Source organism: Dyadobacter sp. CY345 (genome assembly GCF_021502725.1).
Classification (GTDB): Bacteria; Bacteroidota; Bacteroidia; order Cytophagales; family Spirosomataceae; genus Dyadobacter.
The window spans coordinates 157,619-176,467 of sequence record NZ_JAKFFS010000001.1; the positions used below are offsets into that span (position 1 = coordinate 157,619).

Annotated in this window: 17 protein-coding genes; 9 read left to right on the forward strand and 8 right to left on the reverse strand. The window is 40.2% G+C overall.

Going from position 1 to position 18,849, the window contains the following annotated elements:
- Window positions 1-407 precede the first annotated feature (407 nt).
- The 4 genes from L0657_RS00695 to ileS form a co-directional block, all read right to left on the reverse strand.
- On the reverse strand, window positions 408-1,187 hold the full coding sequence (locus tag L0657_RS00695; RefSeq protein WP_235148401.1) for a 3-hydroxyacyl-CoA dehydrogenase: 780 nt from the start codon (window positions 1,185-1,187) through the stop codon (window positions 408-410).
- A gap of 26 nt (window positions 1,188-1,213) precedes the next feature.
- The gene (locus L0657_RS00700; RefSeq protein ID WP_235148402.1) at window positions 1,214-1,399 is read right to left on the reverse strand and encodes a hypothetical protein; all 186 of its coding nucleotides are present in this window, start codon (window positions 1,397-1,399) and stop codon (window positions 1,214-1,216) included.
- 21 nt (window positions 1,400-1,420) lie between these two features.
- Entirely contained in the window at window positions 1,421-1,864 is a 444-nt protein-coding gene (locus tag L0657_RS00705; RefSeq protein ID WP_235148403.1) for a DUF6934 family protein, read from the reverse strand.
- 147 nt (window positions 1,865-2,011) lie between these two features.
- The gene (gene ileS / locus L0657_RS00710; RefSeq protein WP_235148404.1) at window positions 2,012-5,443 is read right to left on the reverse strand and encodes an isoleucine--tRNA ligase; all 3,432 of its coding nucleotides are present in this window, start codon (window positions 5,441-5,443) and stop codon (window positions 2,012-2,014) included.
- Window positions 5,444-5,602: 159 nt separating this feature from the next.
- Between ileS and L0657_RS00715 the strand changes: the two genes are divergently transcribed.
- Complete coding sequence (locus L0657_RS00715) at window positions 5,603-6,658, forward strand: AAA family ATPase (RefSeq protein WP_235148405.1); 1,056 nt, start codon at window positions 5,603-5,605, stop codon at window positions 6,656-6,658.
- Window positions 6,642-7,166, forward strand: coding sequence for a hypothetical protein (locus tag L0657_RS00720; RefSeq protein WP_235148406.1), 525 nt, complete (start codon window positions 6,642-6,644; stop codon window positions 7,164-7,166). Before L0657_RS00715 ends, L0657_RS00720 begins: the two co-directional genes overlap by 17 nt.
- Window positions 7,167-7,270: 104 nt before the next feature.
- Here L0657_RS00720 and L0657_RS00725 read toward each other — a convergent pair whose 3' ends face one another.
- Window positions 7,271-8,086 (reverse strand): family 16 glycosylhydrolase, encoded by an 816-nt coding sequence (locus tag L0657_RS00725; protein WP_235148407.1) that lies wholly within the window; start codon window positions 8,084-8,086, stop codon window positions 7,271-7,273.
- Window positions 8,087-8,298: 212 nt separating this feature from the next.
- Here L0657_RS00725 and L0657_RS00730 point away from each other — a divergent pair, with 212 nt between their 5' ends.
- The 6 genes from L0657_RS00730 (at window position 8,299) to L0657_RS00755 (ending at window position 15,104) form a co-directional block, all read left to right on the forward strand.
- Window positions 8,299-9,306 carry a bile acid:sodium symporter family protein gene (locus tag L0657_RS00730; protein WP_235148408.1) on the forward strand — a complete coding sequence of 336 codons (1,008 nt, stop codon included), beginning with the start codon at window positions 8,299-8,301 and terminating at the stop codon, window positions 9,304-9,306.
- Between the two features lie 43 nt (window positions 9,307-9,349).
- Window positions 9,350-9,973, forward strand: a complete 624-nt coding sequence (locus tag L0657_RS00735; protein ID WP_235148409.1) for a DUF4230 domain-containing protein — start codon at window positions 9,350-9,352, stop codon at window positions 9,971-9,973.
- 13 nt (window positions 9,974-9,986) lie between these two features.
- Window positions 9,987-11,366, forward strand: a complete 1,380-nt coding sequence (locus L0657_RS00740; RefSeq protein WP_235148410.1) for a glutamine synthetase family protein — start codon at window positions 9,987-9,989, stop codon at window positions 11,364-11,366.
- A gap of 601 nt (window positions 11,367-11,967) precedes the next feature.
- Window positions 11,968-12,432, forward strand: coding sequence for an IS200/IS605 family transposase (tnpA, locus tag L0657_RS00745; RefSeq protein WP_235148411.1), 465 nt, complete (start codon window positions 11,968-11,970; stop codon window positions 12,430-12,432).
- A 503-nt stretch (window positions 12,433-12,935) separates the two neighbouring features.
- Complete coding sequence (locus tag L0657_RS00750) at window positions 12,936-13,709, forward strand: glucose 1-dehydrogenase (protein WP_235148412.1); 774 nt, start codon at window positions 12,936-12,938, stop codon at window positions 13,707-13,709.
- A 12-nt stretch (window positions 13,710-13,721) separates the two neighbouring features.
- Window positions 13,722-15,104 carry an aldehyde dehydrogenase family protein gene (locus tag L0657_RS00755; protein WP_235148413.1) on the forward strand — a complete coding sequence of 461 codons (1,383 nt, stop codon included), beginning with the start codon at window positions 13,722-13,724 and terminating at the stop codon, window positions 15,102-15,104.
- A gap of 89 nt (window positions 15,105-15,193) precedes the next feature.
- Here the strand turns inward: L0657_RS00755 and lysA are convergent, their stop codons facing one another.
- On the reverse strand, window positions 15,194-16,429 hold the full coding sequence (gene lysA / locus L0657_RS00760; protein ID WP_235148414.1) for a diaminopimelate decarboxylase: 1,236 nt from the start codon (window positions 16,427-16,429) through the stop codon (window positions 15,194-15,196).
- Window positions 16,430-16,480: 51 nt separating this feature from the next.
- Complete coding sequence (gene pyrF, locus L0657_RS00765; protein ID WP_235148415.1) at window positions 16,481-17,308, reverse strand: orotidine-5'-phosphate decarboxylase; 828 nt, start codon at window positions 17,306-17,308, stop codon at window positions 16,481-16,483.
- 108 nt (window positions 17,309-17,416) lie between these two features.
- On the opposite strand from pyrF, the gene rfbC reads away from it, so the two are divergent.
- A complete protein-coding gene (rfbC, locus tag L0657_RS00770; RefSeq protein ID WP_235148416.1) occupies window positions 17,417-17,959 on the forward strand; it encodes a dTDP-4-dehydrorhamnose 3,5-epimerase in 543 nt (180 codons plus the stop codon).
- 37 nt (window positions 17,960-17,996) lie between these two features.
- Here rfbC and L0657_RS00775 read toward each other — a convergent pair whose 3' ends face one another.
- Window positions 17,997-18,677: a type 1 glutamine amidotransferase domain-containing protein gene (locus L0657_RS00775; protein ID WP_235148417.1), complete on the reverse strand. Its 681-nt coding sequence runs from the start codon at window positions 18,675-18,677 to the stop codon at window positions 17,997-17,999.
- Window positions 18,678-18,849 lie beyond the last annotated feature (172 nt).

Genomic DNA, 18,849 nt, shown 5'->3' on the forward strand with positions numbered 1-18,849 from the left:
TTTAGCAAACAAAATCAGGAAATCAACAGAGGAATCAGAAGTCAGATTGCGGCTTCTGAAATGAAGAATAATATTGCGAAGTACTAATTTGGAAAGAGAGAATTGTTTGTTCAAAAAGATATGGACACGATTATCCGACATTCTGGATAATGATTTTATTCGAAGAAATTGAAAATTGAATTTTTGAAAGTAGCCGCTTTTTTCAGTGCAAATTGAAAAGCTGGCAAAACTTCTTTTCTTCCGGGAATTGAAGATAAACTGATCAACCCGTTCAATTTGAACAGTTTTCCCAAATTGAAGATTGTCGTGATATGATGATATTCCGGACGATAAAAACAGAAATAACAGCCAACTGAAAATTGGAATTTTGAGTCCGTTAAGTTGTTTATTTTTCATATTCGATTTCATTATTTCGCCCCCATTCGTATCGCACCATCCAACCGTATCACCTCGCCATTTAACATTGGATTTTCGACTATGGATTTTGCCAGCAAAGCATATTCCGAAGGCTTGCCTAAACGTGATGGAAATGGAACTTGTTGTCCGAGAGAAACCCTGGCTTCTTCGGGTAAATCCATTAATAACGGTGTTTCAAACAAACCTGGTGCAATCGTCACAACCCGAATACCAGCTTTTGCAAATTCGCGTGCTATTGGCAAAGTCATACTAACAATACCACCTTTGCTGGCTGCATAAGCCGCTTGTCCAATTTGTCCGTCATAAGCGGCAACGGAGGCTGTATTGATAATTACGCCGCGCTCACCTTCTGAATTAGGTTCATTTTTCTCCATGGCAAAACCAGCCAAACGAATCACATTAAACGTTCCAATCAGATTAATACTAATTGTTTTTTCAAAAGCATCCAGAGCATGCGGGCCATAAACGCCATCCACTTTTCCGATCGTTTTCCGGGCAATCGCAATACCTGCGCAATTCACAACAATCTGAATTGAACCAAATAATTCAATAGCAGCATTCACTGCCAGTTTTACATCAACTTCATCCGATACATCTGTTTTGACAAATTTCAGTTTAGTAGGAAATTCCAGTTCAAGTGCTTTTCCGGAAGTTTCGTTGAGGTCAAGAATAACTACGTTCGCTCCTTCTGAAAGAAATAACCGAGCTGTGGCTTCACCAAGTCCGGATGCGCCGCCTGTGATGAGTGCTGTGGAGTTTTGTAGTTGCATGAAGTGTGAAGGCTAATTACTGTTAATCACTTGTCACTTCTATGTCGATTCAATATATGCTCTGGAATTGGATGTTTTTCTAAAAATGCGCGGGCTTCATCGTTTTTTCTTTGTGCCGCAGCTGGTATTGGTAAGTCATTTAATGATTTATCAATAATTACAGCACCATATTTTGGCTCTGTTTTTACCTGTTTTGGTCGCAATGTTTTCATGACAAAATTATTTAGCTAACTCTAAGATATTATACTTTTACCAATTAAAAAACTTTCGAAGGATAAGTTAGGTTCAAATGGAACCCATTTCTCATTAATCCAGCCGTAAATTTCAAAGTCGTTTTTGAGATCGAAATAAACTTTATTTATAGCAATTTGATATAGACGCGTTCGGGATTGTGAGCTACCTGTAAACTGGATCAGCTTGCTTGGTCTTATGTTTAAAAATAATTTTATGGCCTGAATCACGGTCGCGAGTACCTCTCTCATATCGCCATTATCGGTAACGGATAAATCAGTATATTCATCGGTAACCGGATCGTAGTCTAATAAAGCCAAATTGCATGGATTATCCAATAATGAGATAATTATGACTTTTTCAAAAATACCTCTCTTCCCAATGCTTTGAAATTCATAACGAGTATTATCTTCATTAATGTGTAAAGTGTATGGCTTGTAACTCATATTCTATAACATGGCAATCAAATTCTTGTTTAAGACGTGACACATCAAAATAAGTTACAAAACCAAAAGAAAAAGGAGTTTCACAAAGACAAAGAATCTCTGTGAACCTCCCTTTTTAAACTCCTCTAACTCTGCGTTTCCTTAAACCTAAGAAACAACTTCAATTTTTACTTTCAACAAAAACTCATCCATTTCAATCTCGCTGGCAGAACCATTAAGGTCGCTTACCAAACTAAGATCCAATGCCTGAACTTCCTGACAAATATATTCCCGGTTAGCAGTTATTGCACTTGCCAATAATTCGTCATTGTTTTGCAGCGTGATCTTGATCTTATCTGTTACTTCAAATCCGCTGTCTTTACGAAGATTTTGAACACGGTTTACGAAGTCGCGTGCGATACCTTCCAGACGGAGTTCGTCAGTAACGGTGATATCAAGTGCAACAGTCAGGCCATTTTCACTTGCAACCAACCAGCCCGGAACGTCTTCAGTATAGATTTCAACTTCGTCAATTAAAATCGCAGCTACCGGATGAAAATCGGTGATCAAAAACTGACCGTCCTTTTCCAGTTGTTTGATTTCAGTGTTGTCCCAAAGTTTAATTTTCTCCGCAACAGCCTGCATATCCTTTCCAAATTTCTTACCTAAAACCTTGAAATTTGGTTTGGCTCTTTTATGGAAAAATCCGTCGTTATCATTGATCGCGTCAACATCTTTCACGTTAACCTCAGACAAAATAATCGAAGCAACCTGATGGATCTGGCGACTTGTTTTTTCTGTCAAAGCCGGGATCAGAACTTTTGAAAGTGGCTGACGTACTTTTAGTTTATGTTTTTTACGGATCGAGTGAACCAGCGAACTGATCGACTGGGCCATTTCCATCGCTTCTTCCAGATCCAGGTCTATGTCGTTATACTCAACAACCGGCCAGTGTGACAAATGAACCGAGTCGTATTTCAAATGAGAATCCGCTTTGATCAATTCTTCTCTGATTCCATCCGTCAAACTTTTGTATAACCACTCTGCAAAAAACGGAGCAATGGGCGACATCAGTTGAGAAACTGTTACCAGACAATGCTGCAAGGTTTCATAAGCCGCTTTTTTGTCTTCCGTCAATCCCGAATTTTCGCTTGAAGGATTCCAGAAACGTCGGCGGTTCAAACGGATATACCAGTTTGAAAGCTGATCCGTCACAAAATCCTGAACCAGGCGTCCCGCTTTTGTCGGGTTATAATCATCAAACTGTTCGCCAACTTCTTTGATTAACGTATTCAGTTTTGACAAAATCCAGCGATCCAGTTCCGTTCTGCTTTCCACAGGAACAGACGTGGCTTCATGGAAATTATAACCGTCCAGATTCGCATACAAAGCGAAGAAATTGTAAGTATTAAGCAGCGTTCCAAAAAACTTGCGCTGTACTTCCTGGATTCCGTCGATATTGAATTTAAGGTTATCCCAAGGTTCCGCATTGGTGATCATATACCAGCGCGTTGCATCAGGACCATATTTTCCAAGTGTTTCGAATGGATCAACAGCATTTCCAAGACGTTTGGACATCTTGTTGCCATTTTTATCCAATACCAAACCTGTTGAAACAACATTTTTAAACGCAACCGAATCAAACAGCATTCCAGCAATCGCATGCAAAGTGAAGAACCATCCACGCGTTTGGTCCACGCCTTCCGAGATGAAATCGGCTGGGTAACTTTCGTTGAATGTTTCGTTATTTTCAAATGGATAATGCCATTGTGCATATGGCATCGCACCTGAATCAAACCAAACATCAATCAGATCCGGCTCCCGGAACATGATTTTCCCCTGGGATGAAACAAAATAAATATTGTCAACATAGGGACGGTGAAGATCGAAATCTCCTTCGCCTAATTTGGCAAGATAAACCGAATTGCTTTCCGCCTGCTCTGCCGATAATTTACCCGAAGTATTAGCCTTTTCAAGTAATTCTTTCAGTTCACTGATCGCACCAACACAAACTTCTTCTCCATCTTCACTGCGCCAGATCGGAAGCGGCGTTCCCCAGTAACGTGAACGCGATAAATTCCAGTCAACCAGATTTTCCAGCCAGTTTCCAAAACGGCCTGTTCCTGTGCTTTCCGGTTTCCAATTGATGGTTTTGTTCAATTCAACGAGCTTATCTTTCATCGCCGTTGTTTTGATAAACCAGCTATCCAATGGATAATACAAAACCGGTTTGTCCGTACGCCAGCAATGCGGATACGTATGTTCGTATTTTTCGACTTTGAACGCCTTTCCTTCTTCTTTCAGTTTGATCGCGATCAAAACGTCCGTTGCACGGAATTCAGGATCAGCCTGTTCTTCTGCCGAATAATATTCAGGCTTCACAAAACGGCCTGCATAATCTGTAATTTCTTTAACAAAACGTCCGCGACGATCTACTATCGGCACCTCTTTTCCGGTTTCATCTTTCACCATAATGGCAGGAATACCGTTGGCGTTAGAAACCCGGAAATCGTCCGCACCGAAAGTAGGCGAAGTATGCACAACGCCGGTACCATCTTCTGTTGTAACGAAATCACCGATAATCACACGGAAGGCAGGCTTGTCCGGTTGGACGTATGGCATCAACTGCTCGTATTCAACACCTTCCAGATCTTTACCTTTAAATTCTTTCAGGACAGTCCAGGGCAATAATTTTTTATCGCTCGCCGCATATCCCTCAAAATCTCCGTCTTTTCCTTTTTCTGTAAAATATTTTCCAATCAAATCCTTTGCCAAAACCACTTCAACGGGTTCGTAGGTATAAGGATTGAATGTTTTTACCAACACATAATTGATGTTAGCCCCCACCGTCAAAGCTGAGTTTGCAGGCAAAGTCCATGGCGTTGTCGTCCATGCCAAAATGCGCAGATCAACCAAACCTTCAACATCAGCAAAAACAGGATAAGTTTCCAACGCTTTCACCTTAAACATCGCCACAATCGTTGTGTCCTTCACATCTTTGTATGTGCCGGGCATGTTCAACTCATGTGACGAAAGTCCGGTTCCTGCTGCCGGAGAATAAGGCTGGATCGTATAACCTTTATATAGTAAACCTTTGTCGTAAAGCTTTTTAAGCAAGCTCCAAAGACTTTCGATGTATTCGTTTTCGTAGGTTACGTATGGATTTTCAAGATCCACCCAGTAGCCCATTTTTTCCGTAAGATCATTCCATTGGTCTGTGAATTTCATGACCGTCTGGCGACATCTTTCGTTATATTCTTCTACTGAAATTGTTTTCCCAATATCATCTTTCGTGATCCCAAGTTCCTTTTCAACCTGCAACTCGACCGGAAGTCCATGGGTATCCCAGCCTCCTTTACGCTTCACCTGAAAGCCTTGAAGGGTTTTGTAACGGCAAAAAATATCTTTAATTGAGCGCGCCATCACGTGGTGAATACCCGGCGTTCCATTTGCCGAAGGCGGACCTTCATAAAAAGTAAAGGAAGGCGAACCTTCGCGCGTATCGATCGACGCTTCAAAAATTTTATTGTCTTTCCAAAATTTCAGTATATCATCACCAATCTGTGGATAACTGAGGTTTTTATACTCTTTGTAGTTCATATTGGCAGTTAGCTGTAAGCCGTGTCGCTTTAAGCTTCGTTATTTGGCTCTTCCTAAATTTCAGACCGCAAATTTACGGATTTTTTGGGTGAAAGGGAAGGAGGTGTGCTAATGAATACAGGTTAGATTTTGTAATATTGTAAAAAAGGGACAATAGAAATGGCAGATAAACTAATCATAAGGGATTTTGGGCCTATCAAGAATGCTGAACTTGATATTAAGAAAACAACTGTATTGATTGGTCCGCAGGGGAGTGGGAAGAGTACGCTGGCGAAGTTGGTGGCGATATTCAACTCACTACAAAATGGGGAAGAAGACTTAATTGCATTACTTTCGAGATATAGTTTAAGTCGTAAGTATATCACAGGCGGAACTATTTTAGAAAAAAGTAAAGAAGTAGACTCTTTTACACGCAAAATAATATTTGAAAGCTTAAAATTGAATTTTGACTTTAATACTTCGCAAATAGGAGTTAAGGCAAGAGATTTTGAAGATTTTAAAAACTTTTATATTCCGGCTGAGAGAACATTTTTACCACTCTTTATAGATTCAATATTTGAGCTCATCACACAAGAGACTTCAATTCCTAAATTTATTTCAGAATTTGCAAGAGTCTATTTTATTGCAAAAAGTAAAATAACTACTTTGCCTGTGGAATATTTAGATGTTTCTTATAAAAATGAAAATGGGAATGATTATATATTTAGTAGTGAGTCTGGAGATGTGTTGCTAAGTGAAAGTGCAAGTGGTTATCAATCAATTTTTCCAATGAAATTGGTGATTGAAAATAACATTAATAACGTTGGGAACTTTTTTATAATTGAAGAACCTGAGTTGAATCTGTATCCGTCGACCCAAAAAAGTCTAATATATGATTTAACAGATAAATGCACTAGAAAGGGAGGTCATTTATTGATGACAACTCATAGCCCGTATGTCCTTTCATCATTAAATACTTTACTTTTTGCCTACAAAGTTGCTCAGAAACATCCTGAACGAGCAGAAGAAATAGCGAAAGTTATCCCAAAGGAATCGTGGTTAAATCCTGATGATTTTATTGCATACTTTGTTGCAGAAGGCACTATACGTTCAATTACTAGTTCGACAACAGGACTTATTGCCGAAAATGAACTGGATGGTGTTTCTGAGGATATAATGGATGAATTTAACGCCTTGATGGAAATTTATAGAACAGAAAATGCAACAAGCCATTGAAAATTCCTTTCCGCAAATTGTTGGTGGTACGTGCTTGGAAAGATTGACCACTTCGTTTGAAATATTTGATAATGATAGTGATCCGCGGCGTTGCTATGTTCGTAAAAATTTAAACGAACAAGTTCATTTTGCTGTAAAAAATCCCAGGAATATTGAAATACATTTTCTGGCTATTGATAAATGTATTTTTACTGATTTGGGGCCATCTCGTTGTGATTGTGCAGTCTTTACAGAAAGTGATTTTTGCTTTTTGGAGATTAAATTCTCAAAAAAACTTGGTCAGAGAAAGAGGGCACGGGAAACTGCTCAAAAGCAGCTACAAAATACAATTTATGAGTTTATTAAGGCAAATATTTCTTTTCATCGGCTTCAACTCAAAGCCATAATATGTATAGTCGGTAATAATTCTTATCCTGTGGCCAGAGCTGAATCACTTAATGCGGTTGTTGATTTTCTGGATAAGTTTAATGCTGAGCTTTTGGTAGGAAATGAGATTACATTACTCTGACAATGAGTATTTATTCCACTATTTCAAACCCTTATTTTTACTATGGTCATAAGAAATACCTATGTCAAAAATCTAACAGAGTTAGTTACAATCTTGAAACCTCGTCATTTCTGATAAACCCTCACATAATCAATCTCATAACGCGCCGGAAAATCCGTTTTAGCAGGATCTTCTCCATTATCACCACCAATCGCCATTCCGACTAAAATGTAATGTGGCTGACGGAAAGGGTTTTTGTGTGGTTCTTTTGCGTTGTATGTTTTTTCAAGATCAATGGAATTCATCAAAAAATCATCAACATAAAGTTTGATGCTTTTTTCATCCCAATCCATTCTCCACATGTGAAATTTGTTAGACCATTCCGGATCATTAAATTCTGAAATTGGCTTTTTCACAGTGCTCCAGATACCTTTCCATTTTTCCCTAGAACCCCAGACAGCGTTGGCCAGGATCGTTCCGCGGTAATATTCCATTATATCAATTTCACCGTTTTCGGGCCACTCGCCTTCATTTCCTAGCGTCCAGAAAGCTGGCCACATACCGGATCTTGTATCAATTTTAGCACGCATTTCAAATCGGCCATATTTGAAACTTTGCATGCCTTGCGTGACCAGGCTCGCCGAAGTATAATGAGCTGAACTTCTTTCCTCCTTCCAGTTCTTACTTCCGGAAATATAATTTGGATTTTTCACCTCTTCCCGGCGCGCTTCAATAATGAGCATTCCATCTTTACAAAAAGCATTTTCTGCCTGATACCATTGATCTTCATGATTCCTGACAAATCCTTTTTCAGCTTTCCAGTTTTTTGGATCCGGTTTTCCGTCAATATTAAACTCATCAGACCAAACCAGCTTCCACTGCGCTTTGGCAGAAATATTAGAAAATACTGAGAAAATTAAAATTAGGTAACTGATTTTCATTTTAAGGCGTTTATTGATCAGGAGTTTGACTTTTCAACGATGATAACAGATTATTCCTGGCCAAACAAATAGGTCAAAAGGATTTAATTACGTTATATTCCACGACGAGATCGCATCATTCTAACCTTTTGTTCATTAGTTAGAATTCAGAAAAAATTATTGATAAACTGTAACGCATTGATCTGATTAACTTCGGATGTAGTGAAAATGAAATGAATAAAATTGCAAATGTGGCGCAAAAGGCTGGTTTGGACGGATTTTTATTGTTGCTGATCAGCATGATCGGATTGGCGTATTTATGGCCATATCCCGGAATGAAGACAAGCCCTGTGCCATTGGGGGAGATTGCGACGTACGGTGTTTCAGTAGTTTTTTTCTTTTACGGATTAAGGCTAAGTCCGGAGAAATTAAAGGCGGGCTTGTCCAACTGGCGATTGCACGCAATGATCCATTTTTCAACTTTTGTGTTATTTCCATTAATCGCGCTGGCTTGCCGTCCGCTTTTTGTTGGGCATGAGAATGAAATGCTTTGGTTATCTATCTTTTTTCTGACTACACTTCCTTCAACTGTTTCCTCTGCTGTTGTTATGGTTTCCATAGCAAACGGTAATATCCCGGCTGCAATTTTTAATGCCAGTATTTCCAGCTTAATGGGTGTTTTTATCACACCGCTTTGGATGGGGCTGGTACTGGATGATGCTTCCGGTGATTTTGATTTGATAGGCGTAGTCGGAAAACTGTCTTTACAAGTGATGTTACCAGTGGCGCTGGGGTTATTGCTGAATAAAAAATGGGGAAATTTTGCAGAAAGAAATAAAACCAAAATCCGGTATTTCGACCAGTCTACCATTCTATTGATCGTTTACACTTCATTCTGTGAATCATTTGGCGAGCATTTATTTAGTGGATTTGAAATTAAAGATATTGTACTTTTAGGAATAGGAATGTTGTCCTTGTTTTTTCTAATTTACACAGTATTAACCTTTTTTAGTCGACTGCTGCATTTTAGTCGAGAAGATGAAATAACTGCAGTATTTTGTGGTTCGAAAAAATCTCTGATTCAGGGCGCTGTAATGTCCAAAGTTTTATTTTCAGGCGCTGCTTATGCCGGAGTAATGTTGTTGCCCATTATGCTCTATCATGCGTTACAGCTTATCGCGGCTAGTGTTATAGCACAGCGAATGGCCCGTGAAAATTTGAAAATTACAGATTCTGAATAGCTTTAATAGGTTGATAAAGAGATAAGTCACTTAAAATAATTTTATGCGTTTAATTCCATTCCTGATCCGATTTTTTTTATTCGTACTTATTCTGGTCGGATTAAAATCAATGTGGGATAATTTCAGTACCGGAAACTGGATTCCGGACTGGGTTTCGGGAAAAGGCAAGACAGAGACAGTTCATACTTTGGTGCTTGAAGAAATGACGGCTATGGGCAAGCTGGAACTGGTAAAATATAATTTTAAAGATGTCGTGGAACAGGAAGTTGTTAAGACCTGGCTTCCCAATGCAAAAGCGGTTATCATTGTACAGGGAGAAGCAATTGGTTGTGTGGATTTAACCAAAATTGAGATTGCTGATATTACCTCTGAACAGGAGATTTTAGTAGTGAACATGCCTGAACCGGAGTTATGTGTTTTCAAAATTGATCATGAACATTCCAAAGTTTATAATACGGAATATGCTTTTATGGAAGAGGGGAAACTTGTGAATGAGGCATTTTTACAAGCGGAAAAGCAAATCCAGAAGTCGGCCCTGGATATGGGGATTCTGGAACAGACAAAGGAAAATGCAACCAAAATATTGACGCCCATGCTTGAAAAAGCGTCAGGTAAAAAGGTTATGTTAAAATTTCCAATGAGTACTAAAATAGATAAATTACGCTAACAACCACTTTCTTATGCCCGTTAAAGGATTTCTCACACAGGAAGATTTTGAAAAAAAAGTTGAGCTTGAAGAAATTGAAACTGTAATCGTAGGGTTTACAGACCATTACGGGCGCTTACTTGGAAAGCGGGTGGACGCTGAATATTTCATTGATAGCGTACTGAAATCGGGAACGCACGGCTGTGATTATCTTTTGACAACGGATATGGAAATGGAGCCGGTTCCGGGATATACTTATGCGAACTGGGAGCTTGGTTACGGCGATTTTCACATGGTTCCCGATCTATCCACTTTGCGTATGGCGGACTGGCTGGAAAAAACAGCGCTGATTATCTGTGATATTTTTGATGAAAAAAACCATGCTCCTGTTCCTGTCGCACCGCGCTCAATCTTGAATAAGCAGCTTGAAAATGCCGCAGACTTTGACGGGTTAAAATGTTTTGCAGCGTCGGAATTGGAATATTACCTTTTAGAAAATACTTACAAAGATGCTTTTCAAAAGCATTACCAGGATTTAACCCCGGCCGGATATTATCTTGAAGATTACCATATACTTCAAGGGACGAGAAATGAAAAATTCACTTCTGCAGTCAGAAGGCATTTGAAAAACTCCGGCATTGCCATCGAAACGTCCAAAGGCGAGTGGGGGTTAGGGCAACATGAACTGAATGTGAAATATGCTGAGGCTTTACCCATGGCGGATAACCATGTTGTTTATAAACAATGCATGAAAGAGGTGGCCGATGCCATGGGTTTTTCGGTAACTTTTATGGCAAAGTTTGCAACAGGACAAGCCGGTTCAAGCAGTCATATCCACATGAGTTTGTGGAAAGATGGTAAAAATGCTTTTGCAGGAGATCAGCAGTTTGGGCCGGTAAAAGGGTCAGATATTTTTCGCTGGTTTCTGGGCGGATGGATAAAACATGTGCCGGATGTGATGCCGTTTTACGCGCCGACAGTGAATTCCTATAAACGTTTTGTCGACGGCTCCTGGGCTCCGACGCGCCTTGCATGGAGTTATGACAATCGCACAGCTGGTTTTCGCGTGGTGGGACATGGTTCAAGTCTGCGGATCGAATGCCGAATTCCTGGCGCTGACTGTAATCCTTATCTGACTTTTGCAGCTTCGCTTGCATCAGGATTGGCAGGAATAAAAAATAAAGTTGAACCGCCGGAATGTTTTGAAGGAGATATTTATGCAGCCGCGCATTTGCCAAGAGTCCCGTACACACTTGCCGAAGCAACAGCTCTTTTTGAACAAAGCACATTTGCCAAGGAGACTTTTGGAGAAGATGTAGTGAAACATTATACCCATTTCTTTAAAACAGAACAGCGGGCATATGATATGTCGGTTACGGATTGGGAACGGAAGCGGTATTTTGAACGCATTTAAGGGAGATTTGCGAGTTAGGCAGGAGGCTCCTACGGAGCCGGTAAAATTTTACCTTGCAACAATTTCTATAAACAGGATGCTCCTACGGAGCGAAAGCCAGGAAAGTGGATTTTTGAAGCGACAATTTATTCCTGAAATTTAGAATTATCCAGCCGCAGCGCGACTTCCTGTTTATAGTGATGGGACTAATCCTGGCCAGTGTTCGCAAAGGAAACCTTTGACGAAGATGTGGTAAAACATTACATTTCTTTAAAACAGAATAGCGTGCATATTATATATTGGTTACGGATTGGGAATGGAATCGATGTTATTGAACGGATTTAAGGGAAATTTACGAGTTAGGCAGGAGGCTCCGCTGGAGCCGGGAATTTTACCTTACAACAATTTCTATAAACAGGATGCTCCTACGGAGCGAAAGTCCGAAAAGTGGATTTTTGAAGCGACAATTTATTCCTGAAATTTGGAATTAGCCAGCCGCAGAGCGGCTTCCTGTTTATAGAAACGGCACTAATCCTAGCCGGTGTTTGGCTCCGTAAGAGCCTCCTGGAAACCACAACTATCTATGAATTGATATATTACCACACACTAAAAAATAATAGAGATGGCAAACACCTATTCTCAAATTTATTTGCAATTTGTTTTTGCGGTTAAAAACCGACAAAGTTTAATACCTCAAAATCACAAAGAAGAATTGCATAAATATTTCACTGCTCTGGTTCAAAACAGAAAATCAAAAATGTTGGCCGTAAATTGTATGCCGGATCATACGCATATTTTTGTCGGATTTAAACCTGTTTTGTCCATCCCTGATTTTATCAAAGAGATTAAGGTTGAGAGTAATGAATTTGTCAATAGCAAGAAGTGGACGAATTATAGATTTGGATGGCAGGAAGGATATGGTGTGTTTTCTTATTCACATTCTCATATTGGTTCGGTCATGAATTATGTTTTGAATCAAGAAGAACATCATCGAAAAAAAACATTTGAAGAAGAGTATCGTGATTTTCTGAAAAAATTTGAAGTGCCGTTTGATGATCAATATTTGTTTGAGTTCTTTGATAAATAGTTAGGAGGCTCCGAAGGAGCCTGGATTCCGAATCAGAAGAAGCAATTGCTATAGACAGGATCCTCTGATGGAGCGGGGGTGTAAAGAGGGAAATTTCTCGAATAAGAATTAATATCTCAGAATCAGGAATTATCCAGCCGCTTAGCGGCTTCCTGTTTATAGAAATGAATTATAAAGCGCAAGGTTTGGCTCCGTAGGAGCCTCCTGGATTTGATTGCAGCTGTATTTAATAAAAATTGGGAGACTCCGAAGGAGTCACGATCAGGCTCACATAAGCAATGGGCTATAAACAGGATGCTCCGGTGGAGCTGAGTAATAAGCCGGAGAGTTGCTGAAGAGAAATTAGTTCTAAAAATTTGGAGCCAGCCGCAGCGCGGCTTCCTGTTTATAGTGATGGGACTAATCCTGGCCAGTGTTTGGCTCCGTAGGAGCCTCCTTGAAATACCAGAAAATTTTAAAACGATAATAAACTCAATTACTATAATTTTAAACAATACCATCCAATGCGTTTAGAAAACAAAGTCGCCCTTATCACAGGTGGAAGCGGTGGAATCGGCCGGGAAACTGCTCTTTTGTTTGCAAAAGAAGGAGCGAAGATTGTTATTACCGATGTCAATGATAAAGCCGGGCAGGAAACGGCGGATATGATAACCGCAGAAGGCGGCGAAGCTTTTTATCTACATGCCGACGTATCAAAAGCAGCCGATTGTGAAGCAATGGTTGCCTTCACTGAAGAAAAATTTGGAAAGTTAAACATCATGTTTAACAACGCCGGTATCATGCACAGCGATGACGATAATGCGGTAACGACCGAAGAATCCATTTGGGATCTGACGATGAATATCAATGCAAAGGGAGTGTTCCTTGGTTGTAAATATGGTATTCCAGCCTTGCAGCGGGCAGGTGGAGGATCCATTATCAATACCGCATCTTTTGTGGCAATTTTGGGAGCTGCAACACCGCAAGTTGCTTATACAGCGAGTAAAGGAGCTGTTTTAGCTTTGACAAGAGAATTGGCCATTATCCATGCACGTGAAAATATCCGTGTAAATGCCTTGTGCCCGGGCCCTCTTCGTACAGAATTGCTAATGAAATTTTTAAATACAGAAGAAAAGAAACAACGCCGTTTGGTACATATTCCCATGGGTCGTTTTGGTGAAGCAAAAGAAATGGCTTCTGCCGTTTTATTCCTTGCATCAGATGAGTCTTCTTTTGTAACAGGAACTGACTTTTTGGTTGATGGAGGGATTACCTCTGCTTATGTAACGCCATTATAAATTTTCGGTTTTATGCAAAAAACAATAAGTCCCGTCGATGGATCCATATATCTGGAACGGCCATTGGCGACAGATGAAATGATCGAAAATGCTTTGGCAAAAGCAACAGAAGCACAGAAGGAATGGAAAAAAACGTCGATTAAAGATCGCGCTGATTTTTGTTTACAAGCTGTTGAGTATTTCCTGAACCATGCCGACGAAATTGGTTTGGAGCTGACCTGGCAAATGGGGCGCCCGATCCGTTATACTGCCAATGAAATTCGCAAAGGATTTCAGGAGCGTGCGAAGTATATGATTTCTGTTGCTGAACAAGCTTTGGCAGACGTTGAGGTGGAGGAAATTGCCGGATTTAAGCGGTTTATCAGACGCGATCCGGTCGGCGTAATATTTGTGGTTGCACCATGGAATTATCCTTATCTGACTTCGGTCAACTCCGTTATTCCAGCGATTATGGCTGGAAATACAGTTATTTTGAAACACGCACAGCAAACACCGCTTTGTGCCGAACGTTATGCGGAGGCATTTGCCTACGCAGGTTTGCCGGATGGTGTTTTTCAATATTTGCATTTAAGTCACGAAAAGGTGGCAAAGGTTATTTCCGATCCGAGAACTGCCTATGTTGCATTTACAGGCTCGGTGGAAGGCGGACATGCAGTTCAAAAATCGATCAATGAGCGATTTATTGTAGGCGGGTTGGAGCTTGGTGGAAAGGATCCTGCCTATGTGCGCGCGGATGCCAATCTTGCTGACGCAGTTGAAAATCTGGTGGATGGATCATTTTTTAATTCCGGACAATCATGCTGCGGTATCGAAAGAATTTATGTTCACGAAGACGTGTACGACAAATTTGTTGAAGGATTTGTTGAACTGACGAAAACATATACCCTCGGTGATCCGCTTGATGCAGACACAACTTTGGGACCGATGGTTAGAACTTCTGCCGCCGCTTTTGCTCAGAAACAGGTGGACGAAGCAGTTAAACAAGGCGCGAAGGCACTTGTTGATACGTCGCTTTTTCCTTTGCATAAAGAAGGAACGCCTTATATGGCTCCTCAGGTTTTGGTCAATGTCGACCATTCCATGCAGGTGATGACGGAAGAAACTTTTGCTCCGGTTGTCGGAATTATGTCGGTGAAAAGTGATGAAGAAGCGATTCAATTAATGAATGATAGCCAATATGGTTTAACGGCTTCTATCTGGACAAGCGATATTGATGCGGCTTTGGAAATTGGAGCGCAGGTGGAAACAGGAACATGGTTTATGAACCGCTGCGACTATCTTGATCCTGCCCTGGCTTGGACGGGTGTTAAAAATTCTGGTAGGGGAGTGACGCTTTCAAAAGTTGGATACGAAGCTTTGACAAAAGCAAAATCTTTCCACTTGAAAATCGGGTAGGTTACACAGGGGATCACAGAGAAAATTAAGAGGGACACAGAGTTTTATTTTAACGTAAACTCTGTGTCCCTCTTTTTTTTTCCTCCGTGTTACTCTATGTAACCTACCTGCGTGCGAAGCAGATCTTCCAAAGTCTCGCGTCGTCGAACCAATTTCGCGGTGCCGTTGTCAATTAAAACTTCTGCCGGGCGGAAACGGGCGTTGTAGTTTGAACTCATCGTGAAACCATACGCGCCAGCATTCATAAACGCCAGAACATCACCCTGACGAACTGCCGGTAGCGGACGATCGGTTGCGAACGTATCCGTTTCGCAGATATAACCTACAACAGTATAATCCTTTTCTTCACCCGCCGGATTAGAAATGTTCAGGATATGGTGGTAAGATCCGTACATCATCGGCCGGATAAGGTGGTTCAAACCAGAGTCGATATGAACAAATGTGCGGGCCGGATCTTCCTTTACAACAGTTGCATTTACCAGCAAATAACCACATTCGCTCACCAGAAATTTCCCTGGTTCAAACCATAGTTGCAGTTCACGGCCATATTTAGTGCAGAAGTTTTTGAAACGTTCTGAAATTTTATTCCCCAAAAGCTCCATATCAGTGATCGGATCATTTGGTTTATAAGAAACTTTAAAGCCGCCTCCCAAGTCAATAATTTCAAGGTCCGGGAGCTGCAATGCAGCCTCGAAAAGAATATCCGCTACCTGTAAAAATGGTTCAGCATCTATTATGTCTGACCCGGTATGCTGGTGTAAGCCAATAACTTTGATGTCGTACTTTTTTACAACTTCTAAAATCTGGTCCATAAGCAACACCGAAATCCCAAATTTGGAATCTGCATGGGCAGTCATGATTTTAATATTTCCACCGGCAGCTACGTTTGGTTTCAGACGTATCAGGCATGGCTTTGTATTTCCATAAGTTTGTCCAAACCATTCCAGCAAAGGAATGCTGTCAACATTGACGATTGCACCAGCTTCAACTGCCGTTTTTACTTCGTGAAACGGAACACCGCTTGGTGTGAATGTGATTTGTGTAGTATCATATCCGGCTATTTTTCCCATTTCCAACTCGCCGGTCGAAACCACATCAAGCCCAACGCCGATTTCACGCATCAATCTTAAAATGGCAAGATTCGTATTTGATTTGCATGCAAATTTTATCTTCATATCAATGCTTGAAAAAGCACTTTGCAATTCCTGCACTTTGCGACGAATTGTAGATCCATCATAAACATAAAGAGGGCTGCCGTATTGCTCAACAAGCTGAATCGGATCAATGTTTTGTATTGTATATATATTTTGTTCTGAAAGCTGCATTGGAAAATAATTGGATGGTATTAAATTAATTTTTAGAAAGCGGAAGGTGACTTATTTGCAATACTTGTCGAGATATACAGCCATTTCCTTTTGTAAAACCTGCGCTTCCTCCTTCGCCTTTTGTGCAAAATCAAGACCGTCGCTGGCGTAAATGATACTTCTGGAAGCATTGACAAGTAACCCGCAGGATTTATTCATACCATATCGTGATACTTCTTCGAGGTTTCCACCCTGTGCGCCAACACCCGGAACCAATAAAAAATGATCAGGAACGATTGTGCGGATATTGGCCAGATCTTTTGCCTGCGTCGCCCCAACCACATACATCATGCGATCAGCACCTGCCCATGTTTGTGAAGTTTTCAAAACGTGTTCATATAAAAAGCCTTCCTTTGTTTCAAGTCGCTGAAAATCAGATCCTCCTGAATTAGATGTTAGCGCTAAAAGGATCACCCATTTACCATCGAAATCAAGAAATGGTTTTACTGAATCACTTCCCATATAAGGTGCGACGGTCACCGAATTAAAATCCAGGCCTGATGAAGATGGATCGAAAAAAGTACGGGCATACAGTCCTGACGTATTTCCAATGTCACCTCGTTTTGCATCGGCAATAGTAAAATGGCTTTTTGGAATATACTCAATTGTTTTTTGTAAACTTTCCCATCCCTTTGCGCCCAGAGCTTCGTAAAATGCGATATTTGGTTTATAAGAAACGCAATAATCAGCTGTGGCGTCAATAATTTGTTTATTGAATTCAAAAACCGGATCACTCTCTTTTTGTAAATGAGCAGGGATTTTACGTATATCGGTGTCAAGTCCGACGCAGAGGTAAGATTTCTTTTGGGAAATTTGGTCAAAAAGCGCTTCGTATGTCATGTTATTTCGAAATAATGTGCCGAAATTACAACGTCTGCAAATAGATTCATAAATTTGAGCGCACATTAAATTGTTACAATCTTAAAAAGGGTAATTTAAAAAGTCATTATGCAGATCCGTGAAACATCTATTGCTGGTTTAGTCGAAATTTTCCCACGTGTTTTTCAGGATGACAGAGGGTTTTTCTTTGAGTCATACAATGAAGAAGTGTTTGAAAAATTAGGCTTGCCAACGAATTTCGTCCAGGACAACCAGTCATTTTCAATCAAAGGAGTTGTCAGAGGCCTGCATTTCCAGAATGCACCTTTCGCTCAGGGGAAATTGGTCCGTGTAATATCAGGGCGTGTTTTGGATGTAGCCGTTGATATTCGTCCCGATTCTCCAACTTTTGGAAAACATGAAGTTTTTGAATTACGCAGTGATACCAACAACATGGCATACATTCCGGAAGGATTTGCACACGGTTTCGTAGCGCTCGAAGATTCTGTATTTAGTTATAAATGTACCAACGTATATAACAAAGGCGCTGAATCGGGCTTGTTATGGAATGATCCTGAACTAGGTATTGACTGGGGCGTTACAAATCCGATTGTCTCAGAAAAGGATGTAATTCTGCCAACGTTCAAAACATTGTTCGAAAAGTTTGTATAACATTGATAAAAGGCTTCTGTGATTTATCAGGAGCTTTTTATTTTTCAAAAAGTTCTTCCAAAGCTTTGGAGGCAACTTTTCCGGCAGAGTTCGGATTTTGTCCGGTGATCAGGCGTTCATCCATTTCAATGTATTCAATAAAAGGAATCATTGATTTGGTATAATGCGCGCCCCGTTCCCGAAGTTTGTCTTCCAGATGAAATGGAATTTCACTGACAAAACTCATCAACGTATCCTCAACGTGGGAGAAGCCTGTAACGTATTTATCTTCAATCAGATAAGAGCCGTCGGATAATTTAACATTCAAAAGTCCGCTTACACCGTGGCAAACAGCGGTTACCATTCCATAGTTTTCGTAAATTATTTTTGTAATTTCCTGTAATTCAATGTTATCAGGAAAATCCCACATGCCTCCATCGCCTCCCGTAAAAAAGATCAGACGATAATCTTTTGCAATTATTTCAGATGGATTCAGCGATTTTTCAAACTTTGCTAAAAACGCTGCATCATTAAGACATTTCTGATTGATCTCATCCTTCAGATCAAAACTTCTTTCGTCAATTGGAATCGTCCCGCCTTTCGGGCTTACTATATCAACCAATACTTTTCGCTTTGTCATGGCATCATAAAAATGCGTCAACTCACTCAGCCACAATCCTGTTTTTCCCGTTTTTGACGGGTAACTGTCGTGATTGGTACAAACAATAAGTACTTTCATTTGATCAATGATTGAATTTTGAATGATGGAATGTTGGGTAATTCTATCATCATTAATAAGTTAGAAAGATAAATAAAATTGGAAGAATGATTTCATACGAAACAAAAAAGATAAAATTAAAGCACGCAAAGCTATTTGCGTGCTTTAATTTTATCTTCTAAAACTTTGGGTG